The organism is Bacillus haikouensis (assembly GCF_013179555.1).
In the GTDB taxonomy this organism is placed as follows: domain Bacteria; phylum Bacillota; class Bacilli; order Bacillales; family Bacillaceae_B; genus Rossellomorea; species Rossellomorea haikouensis_A.
In genome coordinates this window covers 1-12,208 of record NZ_JABMCR010000128.1, presented here as the reverse complement: position 1 = coordinate 12,208, position 12,208 = coordinate 1, and the positions used below count along the sequence as shown (strand labels likewise).

22 protein-coding genes are annotated in these 12,208 nt (G+C 38.7%); 13 read left to right on the top strand and 9 right to left on the bottom strand.

Annotated elements, in window-relative coordinates; translation table 11 throughout:
• Positions 1–61 precede the first annotated feature (61 nt).
• The 4 genes from HP456_RS13255 to HP456_RS13240 all read left to right on the top strand — a co-directional run bounded on the left by HP456_RS13255 (position 62) and on the right by HP456_RS13240 (position 1,947).
• On the top strand, positions 62–505 hold the full coding sequence (locus tag HP456_RS13255; RefSeq protein ID WP_172251815.1) for a hypothetical protein: 444 nt from the start codon (positions 62–64) through the stop codon (positions 503–505).
• Positions 506–678: 173 nt separating this feature from the next.
• On the top strand, positions 679–1,212 hold the full coding sequence (locus HP456_RS13250) for a DinB family protein (protein WP_246289024.1): 534 nt from the start codon (positions 679–681) through the stop codon (positions 1,210–1,212).
• Positions 1,213–1,397: 185 nt separating this feature from the next.
• Positions 1,398–1,595 (top strand): cold-shock protein CspD, encoded by a 198-nt coding sequence (cspD, locus tag HP456_RS13245; RefSeq protein WP_032088076.1) that lies wholly within the window; start codon positions 1,398–1,400, stop codon positions 1,593–1,595.
• Positions 1,596–1,719: 124 nt separating this feature from the next.
• Positions 1,720–1,947, top strand: coding sequence for a hypothetical protein (locus tag HP456_RS13240; protein ID WP_172251813.1), 228 nt, complete (start codon positions 1,720–1,722; stop codon positions 1,945–1,947).
• 96 nt (positions 1,948–2,043) lie between these two features.
• On the opposite strand, the gene HP456_RS25360 is transcribed toward HP456_RS13240, so the two are convergent.
• The 5 genes from HP456_RS25360 to HP456_RS13220 form a co-directional block, all read right to left on the bottom strand.
• Positions 2,044–2,175, bottom strand: a complete 132-nt coding sequence (locus tag HP456_RS25360; protein ID WP_281358034.1) for a hypothetical protein — start codon at positions 2,173–2,175, stop codon at positions 2,044–2,046.
• Positions 2,176–2,332: 157 nt separating this feature from the next.
• A complete protein-coding gene (locus HP456_RS13235; protein WP_246289029.1) occupies positions 2,333–3,442 on the bottom strand; it encodes an endonuclease in 1,110 nt (369 codons plus the stop codon).
• A gap of 372 nt (positions 3,443–3,814) precedes the next feature.
• Entirely contained in the window at positions 3,815–4,129 is a 315-nt protein-coding gene (locus tag HP456_RS13230) for a DMT family transporter (RefSeq protein ID WP_172251811.1), read from the bottom strand.
• Positions 4,117–4,473 (bottom strand): DMT family transporter, encoded by a 357-nt coding sequence (locus HP456_RS13225; RefSeq protein WP_172251809.1) that lies wholly within the window; start codon positions 4,471–4,473, stop codon positions 4,117–4,119. The genes HP456_RS13230 and HP456_RS13225 overlap by 13 nt, the downstream gene beginning before the upstream one ends.
• 3 nt (positions 4,474–4,476) lie before the next feature.
• Entirely contained in the window at positions 4,477–5,073 is a 597-nt protein-coding gene (locus HP456_RS13220) for a TetR/AcrR family transcriptional regulator (RefSeq protein WP_172251807.1), read from the bottom strand.
• 167 nt (positions 5,074–5,240) lie between these two features.
• Between HP456_RS13220 and HP456_RS13215 the strand changes: the two genes are divergently transcribed.
• The 4 genes from HP456_RS13215 to HP456_RS13200 all read left to right on the top strand — a co-directional run bounded on the left by HP456_RS13215 (position 5,241) and on the right by HP456_RS13200 (position 6,686).
• Positions 5,241–5,567, top strand: coding sequence for a hypothetical protein (locus HP456_RS13215; RefSeq protein WP_172251805.1), 327 nt, complete (start codon positions 5,241–5,243; stop codon positions 5,565–5,567).
• 92 nt (positions 5,568–5,659) lie between these two features.
• Positions 5,660–6,016 carry an aminoacyl-tRNA hydrolase gene (locus HP456_RS13210; RefSeq protein WP_172251803.1) on the top strand — a complete coding sequence of 119 codons (357 nt, stop codon included), beginning with the start codon at positions 5,660–5,662 and terminating at the stop codon, positions 6,014–6,016.
• A 27-nt stretch (positions 6,017–6,043) separates the two neighbouring features.
• Positions 6,044–6,388 (top strand): VOC family protein, encoded by a 345-nt coding sequence (locus tag HP456_RS13205; protein WP_172251801.1) that lies wholly within the window; start codon positions 6,044–6,046, stop codon positions 6,386–6,388.
• A 64-nt stretch (positions 6,389–6,452) separates the two neighbouring features.
• The gene (locus tag HP456_RS13200; RefSeq protein ID WP_172251799.1) at positions 6,453–6,686 is read left to right on the top strand and encodes a hypothetical protein; all 234 of its coding nucleotides are present in this window, start codon (positions 6,453–6,455) and stop codon (positions 6,684–6,686) included.
• A 528-nt stretch (positions 6,687–7,214) separates the two neighbouring features.
• Here HP456_RS13200 and HP456_RS13195 read toward each other — a convergent pair.
• The gene (locus tag HP456_RS13195) at positions 7,215–7,415 is read right to left on the bottom strand and encodes a hypothetical protein (RefSeq protein WP_172251797.1); all 201 of its coding nucleotides are present in this window, start codon (positions 7,413–7,415) and stop codon (positions 7,215–7,217) included.
• Positions 7,416–7,603: 188 nt separating this feature from the next.
• Between HP456_RS13195 and HP456_RS13190 the strand changes: the two genes are divergently transcribed.
• Both HP456_RS13190 and HP456_RS13185 read left to right on the top strand, forming a co-directional pair.
• Positions 7,604–8,185, top strand: coding sequence for a histidine phosphatase family protein (locus HP456_RS13190; RefSeq protein ID WP_172251795.1), 582 nt, complete (start codon positions 7,604–7,606; stop codon positions 8,183–8,185).
• Between the two features lie 43 nt (positions 8,186–8,228).
• Positions 8,229–8,633, top strand: coding sequence for a thiol-disulfide oxidoreductase DCC family protein (locus tag HP456_RS13185; protein WP_172251793.1), 405 nt, complete (start codon positions 8,229–8,231; stop codon positions 8,631–8,633).
• Between the two features lie 26 nt (positions 8,634–8,659).
• Here HP456_RS13185 and HP456_RS13180 read toward each other — a convergent pair whose 3' ends face one another.
• The 3 genes from HP456_RS13180 to HP456_RS13170 all read right to left on the bottom strand — a co-directional run bounded on the left by HP456_RS13180 (position 8,660) and on the right by HP456_RS13170 (position 10,654).
• Entirely contained in the window at positions 8,660–9,058 is a 399-nt protein-coding gene (locus HP456_RS13180; RefSeq protein WP_172251791.1) for a secondary thiamine-phosphate synthase enzyme YjbQ, read from the bottom strand.
• 75 nt (positions 9,059–9,133) lie between these two features.
• Positions 9,134–9,859 (bottom strand): 5-oxoprolinase subunit PxpA, encoded by a 726-nt coding sequence (locus tag HP456_RS13175; RefSeq protein WP_172251789.1) that lies wholly within the window; start codon positions 9,857–9,859, stop codon positions 9,134–9,136.
• A gap of 621 nt (positions 9,860–10,480) precedes the next feature.
• Positions 10,481–10,654 (bottom strand): hypothetical protein, encoded by a 174-nt coding sequence (locus tag HP456_RS13170; protein ID WP_172251787.1) that lies wholly within the window; start codon positions 10,652–10,654, stop codon positions 10,481–10,483.
• Between the two features lie 96 nt (positions 10,655–10,750).
• Between HP456_RS13170 and HP456_RS13165 the strand changes: the two genes are divergently transcribed.
• The 3 genes from HP456_RS13165 to HP456_RS13155 form a co-directional block, all read left to right on the top strand.
• Complete coding sequence (locus HP456_RS13165; protein WP_172251785.1) at positions 10,751–11,419, top strand: HAD family hydrolase; 669 nt, start codon at positions 10,751–10,753, stop codon at positions 11,417–11,419.
• Positions 11,420–11,498: 79 nt separating this feature from the next.
• Positions 11,499–11,642, top strand: coding sequence for a hypothetical protein (locus HP456_RS13160; protein ID WP_172251781.1), 144 nt, complete (start codon positions 11,499–11,501; stop codon positions 11,640–11,642).
• Between the two features lie 29 nt (positions 11,643–11,671).
• The coding region (locus HP456_RS13155) for a response regulator transcription factor (RefSeq protein ID WP_172251783.1) at positions 11,672–12,208 on the top strand (537 nt) is incomplete at its 3' end.

Sequence of the window (12,208 nt, the reverse complement as noted above, 5' to 3'; positions counted from 1 at the left end):
TTTTATATTCCCAGACTGTTAAAATGTAAAGGGTAAACACATTATGCAGGAGGGCACACAATTGAATAGAAAAATAATGCTCATCTCCATCCTACTAATCATCCTCCTATCGGGTTGTAATCGAAATGCGGCGGAGATGATTACAGGTGGGAAAGTGATGATTAACAAAGAAGAAAGTACGATCACATTTTATGCAGTACTCACTGACAGGAATCTAGAGCCGGATACATCATTCCAAGGACGTTTCTTCCTTCAGGGAAGTACGATAAGGAATGCAGTCGGGACTGATTTGGTGTATACCGACAAAGAATTGAAGAGTGATTCGGACCTTGCGAAATCTGAAAAATATGAAGTTCAAGCCACACTCAAACTGAAACACCCTGAAAAAATAGAAGAGCTGGTTAAAGTGATTAAAGATAGTGAAGAGAAAGCTGTCACGATTGAAGTCATTAACGAAAAAGGTCGTTTGGATGATCAAGTAATACATAAGGTGGAAGAAAAGTAGAGTCCCTCAGGCTCTGCTTTTTTTATTATGGCATATGATATAACGTATTTTGTGTTTTGCATATTGTACATACTAGGGTTTTTTTCAGAAAATAAAATAGGATTTACATGCAAGGAAGGAAATGTGAATCTTTTATCCAATAGTATATAAGGGATCAGGAAAGGGGACATAATATGGATCAGGATTCAATCTTTCTAATTAAAGAAAAATATGACTTGAAAAAAGATTTTGCTCTACTCGTATCAATGATGGATTATGCAAGATTAACGACGATTCAAGAAGTTGAAAATCTGTCAGTGAACGAATTGGACTACAGGGTTCACGATGAAGCAAATTCGATTGGGATGCTTTTAGCTCATTTTGATGCGGTGGAAAAAATCTATCAGGCGCTGACCTTTGAAGATTTAAGTGACGATGAACTGGATAAATATGCGGAAACCTTGGAACCGGCATTGAGCCTTGGGAAAGAAGCTGAAGTGATAAAGGGGAAGGACGTCAGCGAATATTTGGACAGATTAAGTGAGTCAAGGAGCAAGACAATTAGCCATTTCAGGGAATTGCCCGCAGCATGGCTTTTTGAGGAAACCGATTGGTGGTATGGAAAGAAGGGGAATAACTTCTTTAAATGGTTCCATGTTTTTGAAGATGAAATTAATCATCGTGGACAGATCAGGATGATCAAGAAAATCCATTCCAAAGACCAATGAAGTAAGCCCAGCAGTTCGGCCTATTTTTTTTCCTTATCTTGAGTTTTAAGAAACTGTCTGTTATAGTATAGATAATTATTTTTGTTCGGTTAATTTACATGATAGAAAAACATTCGTCTAGAAGCTTAATCGAAGCAAGAATATTAATATTTTTATGTGCAGCTGCACTAGGAGGTACTTGTTTTATGCTACAAGGTAAAGTTAAATGGTTCAACGCAGAAAAAGGTTTCGGTTTCATCGAAGTTGAAGGTCAAGACGATGTATTTGTTCACTTCTCTGCAATCCAGGGTGAAGGTTACAAATCACTTGAAGAAGGTCAGGACGTTACATTTGAAATCGTTGAAGGTGCTCGTGGACCACAGGCAGCTAATGTTCAAAAGTAATTAAATAGTAAAACTTCAAACAGGGTACGTCCATAACGTACTCTGTTTTTTTGGTTGAAAATACAAAAGGTTTATATCCGGTTAATTTTCTGATTGATGATATTCACATGATAGGGTGATGGGTTTGTGGGACTATTTTAAGAAGTTTTTAATTTTTGCGGGAGTGTTTGTGGCGGTCAGCATAATCTTGAGTATTATTACAGGGTTGATAATAACTTATTTCTACTCTGAAGGAAGCTTTACAGGACACCCGTTGATTAGCACAATGATCAATTGTATTGCTGCCGCCATTGCAGTATTGGCTGCTTATAAGCCGTTTAGAAAAAAAGGAAAGCCTGCAAATGATGTATGAGAACCTCCTATAATATGCTTAAAAAAGAGAAAGAGACTAGATTTACTAGACTCTCTCTCTTTTTATAAGTATACTGCCTTTGAATTATATGTCTGTTTACTTGTTAGTTTGGTTTTGTTGCTGTTGCTGTTGAGCAGCTTTACGAGCTTGTTGGGCAGCGTTTTGTTCCTGTGCGAATTCAGCTTGGTTTTTTTGTTGTTGTGGTTTTTGGTTGTTGTTGTTTGTCATGGTTATCACCTCCGTAAGAATTAAATTGCCCCGAAAATGAATTAATTATGCTACAATTTTTTCTATTTTTATGGATTATTTCTGAAAAATTATTTGAATCGAAAAAAAGCTGACGGGAGAGAAGTAAACTTTCTCCCCGTCAGCTAGTAAATAATGATCACCAAATTTCCTCCACCCATTCTGGGTGATCTATGAATGGGTTTCTATTCCCTTGATAACGCTCATAAATAATATCATTTCGCTTCATTTCAAAGGAGTCTACAGGATCTTCTTTATGCCACTCCACTAACACCGACAATTTTCCATGAAGAGGTTTTTTGTTATTATTTACCATATTGTTCAACTTCAGATCCAATTCACCGCTGTCTCCTTCATAACGTACATCCATATAGAAGAGCATGCGAGCCACGTCTCCTTTTATGGAATCATTCGGTTCCCATGAATCCTTGTCATAGAATGTCATTGGTGTTTCAGGGTGAGGGGATCCTCCGTTATCAAAATCCAGGTTGCTTCTGGATGAATTAACGGTGACATCAGTCGGTCTCAGATGGTGGAGGTCTGTCCCGGGACCCTGGGACGTACCGAAGTCACCGTGCGATTTCGCCCACACATGTTCCCGGTTCCAATCATTGATGTTACCTCCATGTTGACTCTTTGACTGGGAACGCCTTGTATAGAAGAGAATGACATGATTAGAATAGTCAGGATCCTCATCCGTATTCATCAGAGCTTCCCATATCGCACTATAAGTAAGTTCAGTATGATCATCAATGATGTCATGAAGAATTCGTTTTAATTCCTGACCGTTTTTTCCAACAGCTTGTTTATAATATTTATCAAGTTCGGGTGGTGATTCGGGAAGCTCTGGTTCAGGGTCATCAATGGGATCAGAACCAATAAGCTCTATTTCTTCAGGTGCTCTCAATCCGGGTCGGGTAAAATAGGGTGTTAGCGTTCCTGAAATTGATAGTTTCTTCCCAATCAGGGAAGGATTGCTCTTTAATCCGAATGAATGTCGGAATCCAGAAGGGACTTGTACAAAAAGAATCCTGCCTGTCTCTGCTTCGTGTTCAGAATCTGCTAGTCCGATAGCATAATCATTAGGAAAATCTTTTGTGAGAATAGTGGTGTCTGAAATTGGCTGGCCGACGACATATCCTGTTACTGTCCTCTGACTTCCATCCTGTATATCCAAGGCTTCACTTACAGTTAGCTTCAGATTATTATCCTGTACGGCAGTTTGTGAAGTCTGATCAGTTTGTGACAGACCGTCATTGCATCCCGCCAAGGATATAACAATAAGAACCAGCAGGAATTTATTGAAGTATATGCGATTAAACAAGGCACAACCTCCTAACGAATGGGTTTCTTAACTACAATAATAATGGAAAGTATAGTGAATATTTAATGAAAATCAGAAAATGAGCCATTCGTCTTAGGAACTATTTTAGAACGGGGATGTAATAGGGGGTTGATATAGGAAGGGAGGTAATAAGCTTCCATCCAAAAAATGGTAAAAGGAAACGTAGGAAGAAGGCTATCCTGAAATCACCATCACCATAAGATTGAAAAGGAAATCTTTAGAATGCCAATAATTATATAAAGTGTCTGACTGATGTGCCAGACACTTTGAACATATTTATGATACAGCCTTAAGACCGATCATGCTTATAATGATCAGGCTGATAAAGAAAATTCTGGCCGGGCTTTTCTCTTCCTTGAAAAACAGCATGCCAATGAGTACTGCACCCGCCGAACCGATCCCTGTCCAAATCCCGTAACCGGTAGAAACCGGAATATGGATAAGGGAAAGGGACAATAGATAGAAGCTCAGTGCACCTGCAGTAAAACTGATGAAAGAAGGAATCAGTTTCTTATATCCTTCAGAAAGTTTCATAAATGTTACCATAACAATTTCTGATAAACCGGCGACAATCAAAGTCATCCATGCCATTCTTCAGACCTCCTCTGCTCATTGTTCTCTTTGTCACTCAATTTAAGTCCGATCACCCCAAAGATAAGCAGGGAAATAAACCCGATTTTAAAGATATTCACTTCCTCTTGAAGGAATGTCATCCCTGCAATGGCAGTCCCGGCAGCGCCGATACCTGTGAAAACAGCATAAGCGGTGCCGATTGGCAGGAGCCTCATCGAATTTGAGAAAAAATAAAAACTGATTACAATTAGACACGCAGTAATGATGCTTGGCAAAGGTTCTGTAAACCCATTTGACATAGAGAGACCGGTTGCCCAGCCGATTTCAAGCAGCCCGCCGATGATGACATAAATCCAACCCATACCTCATTCTCCTTTATCTCTGAAAATTCCCAGAGTATACACTTTCCATACAGAATTCTTTCTCTTTTGAAAAATGTCTTCACGATAGTAGTGATGCTCAAGAAAGATTCCATCCACCAAACATAGAAAAGAAGCAGAAAATTCAATCTTGTCAACTTCCCGAAAGATATTTAACTTAGAACCATCTTCATATATGTCAAATAGAATAGATGTAATTGATTGTTCAAATTGAAAAAATTTTTCTTCGATCAACCTTTTAAATTGCGGAGGCGGAAAGAAAGTGACACGTTTCCATAATAATGCTTCTTCCGTGGTCATCAAGCGCTGGCAGTACAAATCGAACAGCTTTCTGAGATTATCTTTAGGAAAACCTGCTTTCATCGTTTCCTTAAGCTGCTTATAGGCTGTTTCTTCTGTGACCAGCAAATCATCTAATACAGAGGTGAAAATTTCCTCTTTACTTTCAAAATGATTATAAAGGGAAGGCTTTTTTATACCAACCGAGCTTGCTATTTCATGCAGGGAAGTATCTTCATATCCTTTTAGCCCAAATAAACATAAAGCTGCTTGTTTTATTTTATATTTGTTGTTTTGTTTCATATAATCTCTGCCCCCGATTTCAGACTAACTATCGTTCGTTAGTTAGTATTAATCTTAACTCAACATATTGGGGAATGCAAGCGGACAATCTGGATGTCATCATTTTATAAAACACTTCATATAATGGCTCTGTTGATAAAAAACTGAAAGGCCGGAGATGTATGAAAGTGGATAGAATAAAGGTTTCGATATTTTGTTTTTTACTGGCTTGCTTAACGCTGCTGCTATACTATAAAACTTCCATCAGTCCGCATAATGAACGATGGATGACCATTGAAGAAAAATATTATCCTCAGCACAATCAGAATTCCCTGATGGGAATAAAGACCGAAGAAGTCATTGGAAGGGAACATTCTTTGTGCGCAATTAAATTTAATAAATCTGAATCCGTGATTTACAACGTGGATTGCGACAGGTATGCTGATTTTCGAGTCGGTGAAAGGGTGCGGGTAACCGTAAATGATCAAAAAATAATTAAAATCAGAAGAAAGTAACTCTTTCTGTTTCCAATCTTCCATTAGAAAAGCTACTATGGAACTATATAACTTTTAAAAGATATAGTTTCTCATGAAAGGAGGCAGGGTAGATGTCCACTAAAGATTTCGTCCAATATTTTGTCGTAAATCGGGAATTGAACATGTCAAAAGGGAAAACGGCGGCACAGGTGGCACATGCAGCGACTCTCAGTGCAATTGAACTGGCATCAACTAACACTGCATTTGAGGAAAGACAGGCTGATTTCGTGAAGTGGCTGCAATCAGGAATGAAAAAAATCGTTCTAAAAGGAAATCAAGCTGAACTGGAGAAGTTGCAAGGGAAAGGTTACTTCAGCATCCATGACAGTGGATTGACTGAAATACAAAAAGGTTCACTTACTGTCATTGCTTTACCGCCTATGGATATGTGGGAAGCCAAAGAACTTGTAGGGCACCTAACACTATAAAAAATTAACCTGACAGGGGGATTCGAATTGTTTGCAAAAATTGACACTATACATATTTCAGTAAGTCAATTGGATCATGCACGAATGTGGTATAAGGAGGTCCTTGAGCTCGAAGAAATAGTTGATTCCGGTCATTATGTGGTGTTTAAGGTCGGGTCGGGAGAAACTCCGATTACCATTCAGCAGGGAGAAGTCCGTTCATCATCAACAAAAACGATTTTGTTCTCGGATGCATTGGAAGAAACAAGATTAAAACTGATCGACAAAGAGGTTGAAGTGGGGCAGATTCTTACAGATGATGGAGTAACGTATTTTGAATTCAAGGATCTCGATGGCAATCAATTTGAAGTATGTCACTTTTTGTCAGCTTAGTATTGATATAAGAGATAAATTGGATAATTTCTCTATATGATGGATGGTGAGGAGGTGAAGGTTAATGGAAACAGGAATGGTAATGGACGGTCTAGGCGTTTTCTTTGGACTATTTAGTATCTTGTATGTAGGGTTTGCTTTATTTATTACCGTATTGATGATTGTGTTTATCTTTAAAGCCATGAGTTTCATGAAACATAAAACAGAGAGTGACCGCAAATTGATTCAAGTTATCGAAAGGTTGGATATAACCCATAAGACAAACAACTCAGAAATTTATGAAACTGACGAGCGGTGAACCTATGAAACCCAGGTAGCAATGTAAGCTTCCTGGGTTATGTTATTTTACATATTAAATGGAAACAGATAGTTACGTACAATGAAAATCTGCTAAAGGGACTTTTTAGAAAAAATATTGTCATTACCCCCACAAAATGATTGGGCATGAACGAATAATATGATATAAGCTATATATTCATTTATAAAAGATCATTTAAACAATCGGGGAGGTATTTTGAGTATGAATATTGACGAAATACTGGAAGATACCGCAGAGCTTGCAAATGAGGATATTGATACGCCAATATATAGATTCGATATCGATCGTCTGTTAGAACAAACAGATGATCTGTAAGAATGAAGAATAATTAAACTATCTTTAAGAAGAAGCTGGAATATATGTGTTATAGCCGAATAAAAATCCGAACTTTAATTCAAATTCTGTCATTAGAATTCGAATTTGTTCGGATTTTTTTAATAGGTCTGTTAAAAAATGTCATAGCATATTATATTATTTTAGTTTTGCCCCAGTCTCTGTGTTTCAGGCTTAGTCATGGCGCTTATGTTTGTTGACCAGTTCTTTCATCATATTTACGATTGTTGCCCTGTCTTCCTTTGTGAAGTGCTGCACCCAATTACTCAGCAACAGATTTTCCTCTGTTGACAGATCCCTTTGTAATCCATCTTCAAAGATTCCCTTTATCTCAGATCCTTTTCTAAGATTATCAATTCCTGCTTCAGTTCTCATAACTTCAATACAACCTCCTTGTTTTCTAATCATCTTCCCTATAATGAATAATTGAAACATCTTCTGCAATTTCAGGAATCCATCTTGATAATGGGCAGGGGATGTTCTTTCACCATTTTAATAGTGGTTTATGTTAAAATCAGTGAAAATAACTATACTGAGAATGGAAGAAAGTAGGGAATAAATCGATGACTCATATATGTATCGTTCGCCACGGTCAAACAGATTGGAATCATCATGGGAAATTGCAGGGGCAAACCGATATACCCCTTAATGAGACCGGGCGGAAGCAAGCAGAAGAGTGCAGGGAATTTCTGAAGGAGTCAGATTGGGACGTGGTAGTCACAACCTCTCTTAAGCGGGCCAGAGAAACAGCTGAAATCATAAATGAAGCACTGAACCTGCCGATGATCGAAATGAATGATTTTAAAGAACGTTGTTTCGGTATAGGGGAAGGATTGACGAGGGAAGCAAGAATGGATAAATATCCTGACTTTATCTTTCCGGGAATGGAAGCTGAAGAAGACCTTGAACAGCGAATTGAAGCAGGTTTGAGGGAAGTAATAAACCGATTCGCAGATAAAAAAGTCTTGCTGGTCTCTCATGGTGCAGTCATTCATGCAATCATAAATAAATATCACAACAAAGGAAGCAGGCTGAAGCAATTCAAATTGTTCAACGGATGCTTAACCAATCTTCACTTTCATGAGAAAGTTTGGAATGTACATGATTATAACGTAACAGACCATCTAATCGAATTTAAAAAATAACCCCTGATAAATAGTATGAATACAACAGGGAGGTGAGGGATCAATGGGAATTATTTTATTCGATGGCATTTGTAATCTATGTAATAGCTCTGTGCGGTTTATCATAGAAAGGGATCCGAAGCGTGAATTCCGGTTTGCTTCCCTTCAAAGTGAAGTTGGGATGAGATACATGAAGAAATATCATATCCCTGACACGACCGACAGCATTGTGTTGGTTATGGATGGGAAAGTGTATGTAGAGTCGACAGCGGCGTTACAAATAGCTGCACGATTGAGGGGGCCATGGAGAATCTTCCGTATGTTCCTGTTGATTCCGAAACCAGTCAGGGACAGAGTATATAAATGGATAGCCAAGAACCGTTATAATTGGTTCGGCCGTAATGAATCATGTATGATCCCGAGTAAAAGGAATCGTGACAGATTTCTGGAAGATAAGCCTCCGGGGTGAGTCGGAGGCATTTTCCTGGCGGGATTTTAGGTTCCTATAATCTTTACTGCATATTTCCGGTTTCGAGGGCCATCAAATTCACAGAAATAGATACCTTGCCACGTACCGAGCAGCAGCCTTCCTTCATTAATAATCACTGTTTGAGAATGACCGACCGAACTCGTTTTTAAGTGTGAGGCCGTATTCCCTTCACTGTGAAGATCTTGTGCATGATTCCAAGGATATACTTCATCAAACCGTCTCAGAAAATCCGTCTTCACATCGGGATCTGCGTTTTCGTTTACTGTAATTCCCGCTGTTGTATGTAAAGATTGAACAATAGCCAATCCCTCTGTTACATCAGATTGGGTTATATAATCCTGAACACTCCTGGTGATTTCAATCATTTCATCGCGCTTATGGGTTTCAATGTTCATTATTATCATTTCGAACCTCTCCTTCCTGAATACTCTGTTTCCCCATTACTATCTTAAAATATCGTATGATAAACTTGCTGGATATTAACTCAGCCTTCTTTTCAATCTTTTAGCCAGGTTGACACCTTGGATATTATCCCCATGTAAGCAAATCGTGTCTGCCTGCAGGGATATGACTTCACCCGTCAGGGCACGTACTTGGTGATGCTCTATCATTTTCATCACTTGTTCCTCTACTCTATCTGCATCGTGAAGGACAGAGTCAGGGAATGTCCTGGGTGTGAGAGTTCCATCAGCCTGATAGGTGCGGTCTGCAAAAACCTCATGAGCAACCGTAAGACCTGTTTCTGTCCCGGCTCTTGTCAATTCACTTCCTGAAAGTCCGAATAATACAAGAGATTCATCCAAATCGCATACCGCTTTTGCAATTGAACGAGCCAAGTCAATATCCTTCGCAGCCATATTGTATAAGGCTCCGTGCGGCTTAACATGAGATAGAAATCCTCCCTGCGCTTTTACTATCCCCTGAAGTGCACCGACTTGATATTGTACCAGTGCATAAGCTTCTTGTGGTGTAAGATGGATGGCTCTCCGTCCGAATCCCTGAAGGTCAGGCAATCCCGGATGTGCACCAATCTTAAGGTCATGTTTAAGGGCTTGGTGAACTGTCTGCATCATAACAAGCGGATCTCCTGCATGAAATCCGCATGCAATATTAACAGACGTAACATATTTCATCATTTCTTCATCTTTACCGATCGTATACACACCAAAACTTTCTCCCAAATCACAATTCAAATCAATCAACATCTCAAGCACCCTTTCAAAAAACAGCTCTAAAGTAGTTATTATCTTAACATATCTAGAATACTCAATCATTCCAAAGGCTGGTGGGTATCTGTATTTAACAAACTTTGGTAAAATGATAGGGAATGGATAAATTTATATGGATGCAAAAGCGGGAGCGACTGATCTTTTCAGGTTCGATTGCTGAAACACCGAAACATATAGTATCGGAATCAAAATGAAGGAAAGAGTCTGGGACAAAAGTGTTTAGTAAAACCTGAACTAATTTGAATTTAAGGATTCAAGTAGTTCGAATTTTTATTAGATTTGTTCAAATGTCCATTTTGTTTTCAGCTTATTCCAGCGGTTATTGGAGTGCAAGACAAAGACTCCCTCGGAGAAGCAGCTTATTAGATAAGCGGAAGGGCTCTGCTCAGAGGCGGGTGGTATAAGACGAATCGTCCTGGAATGCGCTCTTTGCCTTCTTGGTCGGTTTGGCTTATGTCATGTGCTTCTAAGTCCTGCAGCTAGACAAGTGAGACCCCGCCGGAGCAAATTGCACCGCGGAAAGCGATGTCTTGCACGGAAATCATTAGCGGTATTGAGAGTCATCACTGAAATTGTACGTCTTCAGGTACTTGTTTCTTAGTTTTGTCTCAGCCTCTTTACTTTAACTTTCCTATAAAGGGATTTTAATTTCCCTTCTTTTGCCGGGTGATTATCTTCTATTATTCTCGTACGCAATATAAAATAGATTATTTCTTCCACTACGGCCAGAAATATAAATGAAGAAACAATTAGTACAACCCACATTGTCATTGATCGTCTCTCCTCTCAAATAAGGTATAACATATATATGGTTATAAATACCTCGTCATGAAAATAATTAAACGCTGCAGGGAAGGGTGATGAGATGTGAAAGCTATAATGTTTGATTTGGATGAAACATTATTAAACAGGGAAGAATCACTAAAGAGGTTCATCGGTGATCAATACAATCGTCTATTCTCAGGTCTTATGGTGAACAAGGAAGATTTTAGTTCGAAGTTTATTGAATGGGATCAGCATGGATATGTATGGAAAGATGAAGTCTACTCAAAGATAATCGACTACTTTTCTTTGAACCATTTTCACGCAGAAGAATTAGTACAGGATTATCTATTGAACTTCGGACGACACGCTGTTCCCTATTCGGGGTTGCATCACGTGCTTTCAACACTAAAAAGAGCAGGGTACCTCTTGGGCCTGATTACAAATGGAAGGGAAGATCTGCAGAGCAGTACTATCAAAGCACTCGATATTGAGCATTTTTTTGATCTCATTTTAATTTCAGAGAGTTTTGGGGTTAAAAAGCCCGATCCACGTATTTTCGTACATGCTTTAAATGAGCTTCATGTCGAGGCTGGTGATGCCATCTATGTAGGTGATCATCCCAATAATGATATAGAGGCCGCCATTCGATGCGGGATGACAGGAATATGGAAACAAACAGATTGTTGGGATGGTCAGGACTATCAACATTCAATCAAAGAACTACCTGATTTACTCAGTTTTCTTAAGGAGAAAGATATTAATTTATCATAATAAAATTATGTAAACCTTACCTTTCAGCAAAATTTTATTGTTTTCTCATCAGTTTCTAATATTGTAGGAGGATAATAAATTGAAAGCTTATAAGGGAGGTAAAGTTATGATGTGGATTCGCTTTATACCCATCCTGTTTTTTGGTTTTACAGCTTTGACATTGATCACTTATCAAGGAATTGAGATTTTCCAGGCTTTCAATGATTTTTTCACTAAGAAATAAAGGAATCAGTAATCATAGCAGGTGAGTGCATGAAAAGAATTTTAGTAATTGAAGATGAAAAAAACCTATCTAGATTCATCGAACTCGAGCTTAAATATGAAGGATATGATACCGGCCTTGCATTTACAGGGAGAGAAGGGCTTGAAATGGCCTTGAATGAGGAATGGGATGTTATCCTGCTCGACCTTATGCTTCCGGGTTTAAATGGTATTGAAGTATGCAGGAGAATCAGGCAGAGTAAAGAAATTCCCATCTTGATGATTACAGCGAGGGATAGCGTGATGGACCGCGTGTCAGGTCTTGACAGCGGTGCAGATGATTATATTGTAAAGCCGTTTGCCATTGAGGAGCTTCTGGCAAGGCTTAGAGCTGTATTTCGCAGGTCTCATCAAGGTATACCGGAAACCCCCGTCACTGCTTATGAACATAATGGTCTGAAAGTTTATAAAGAATCAAGGCAGGTATATAAAGATGATCTAGAAATCGAAGTGACGAAAAGAGAGTACGATCTGCTTCTTGCTTTTATGGAGAATAAGAACATAGTACTAACACGGGAAGTACTATTG

Excerpts from the sequence above, each read along its gene's own strand:
- HP456_RS13170 (WP_172251787.1), bottom strand. The coding sequence starts at position 10,654 with ATGACAATGTGGGTTGTACTAATTGTTTCTTCATTTATATTTCTGGCC.
- HP456_RS13225 (WP_172251809.1), bottom strand. The coding sequence starts at position 4,473 with ATGGGTTGGATTTATGTCATCATCGGCGGGCTGCTTGAAATCGGCTGG.
- HP456_RS13220 (WP_172251807.1), bottom strand. The coding sequence starts at position 5,073 with ATGAAACAAAACAACAAATATAAAATAAAACAAGCAGCTTTATGTTTA.
- HP456_RS13200 (WP_172251799.1), top strand. The coding sequence starts at position 6,453 with ATGGAAACAGGAATGGTAATGGACGGTCTAGGCGTTTTCTTTGGACTA.
- HP456_RS13230 (WP_172251811.1), bottom strand. The coding sequence starts at position 4,129 with ATGGCATGGATGACTTTGATTGTCGCCGGTTTATCAGAAATTGTTATG.
- HP456_RS13175 (WP_172251789.1), bottom strand. The coding sequence starts at position 9,859 with ATGTTGATTGATTTGAATTGTGATTTGGGAGAAAGTTTTGGTGTGTAT.
- HP456_RS13210 (WP_172251803.1), top strand. The coding sequence starts at position 5,660 with ATGTCCACTAAAGATTTCGTCCAATATTTTGTCGTAAATCGGGAATTG.
- HP456_RS13195 (WP_172251797.1), bottom strand. The coding sequence starts at position 7,415 with ATGAGAACTGAAGCAGGAATTGATAATCTTAGAAAAGGATCTGAGATA.
- HP456_RS13190 (WP_172251795.1), top strand. The coding sequence starts at position 7,604 with ATGACTCATATATGTATCGTTCGCCACGGTCAAACAGATTGGAATCAT.
- HP456_RS25360 (WP_281358034.1), bottom strand. The coding sequence starts at position 2,175 with ATGACAAACAACAACAACCAAAAACCACAACAACAAAAAAACCAAGCT.
- HP456_RS13250 (WP_246289024.1), top strand. The coding sequence starts at position 679 with ATGGATCAGGATTCAATCTTTCTAATTAAAGAAAAATATGACTTGAAA.
- cspD (WP_032088076.1), top strand. The coding sequence starts at position 1,398 with ATGCTACAAGGTAAAGTTAAATGGTTCAACGCAGAAAAAGGTTTCGGT.
- HP456_RS13180 (WP_172251791.1), bottom strand. The coding sequence starts at position 9,058 with ATGATAATAATGAACATTGAAACCCATAAGCGCGATGAAATGATTGAA.
- HP456_RS13185 (WP_172251793.1), top strand. The coding sequence starts at position 8,229 with ATGGGAATTATTTTATTCGATGGCATTTGTAATCTATGTAATAGCTCT.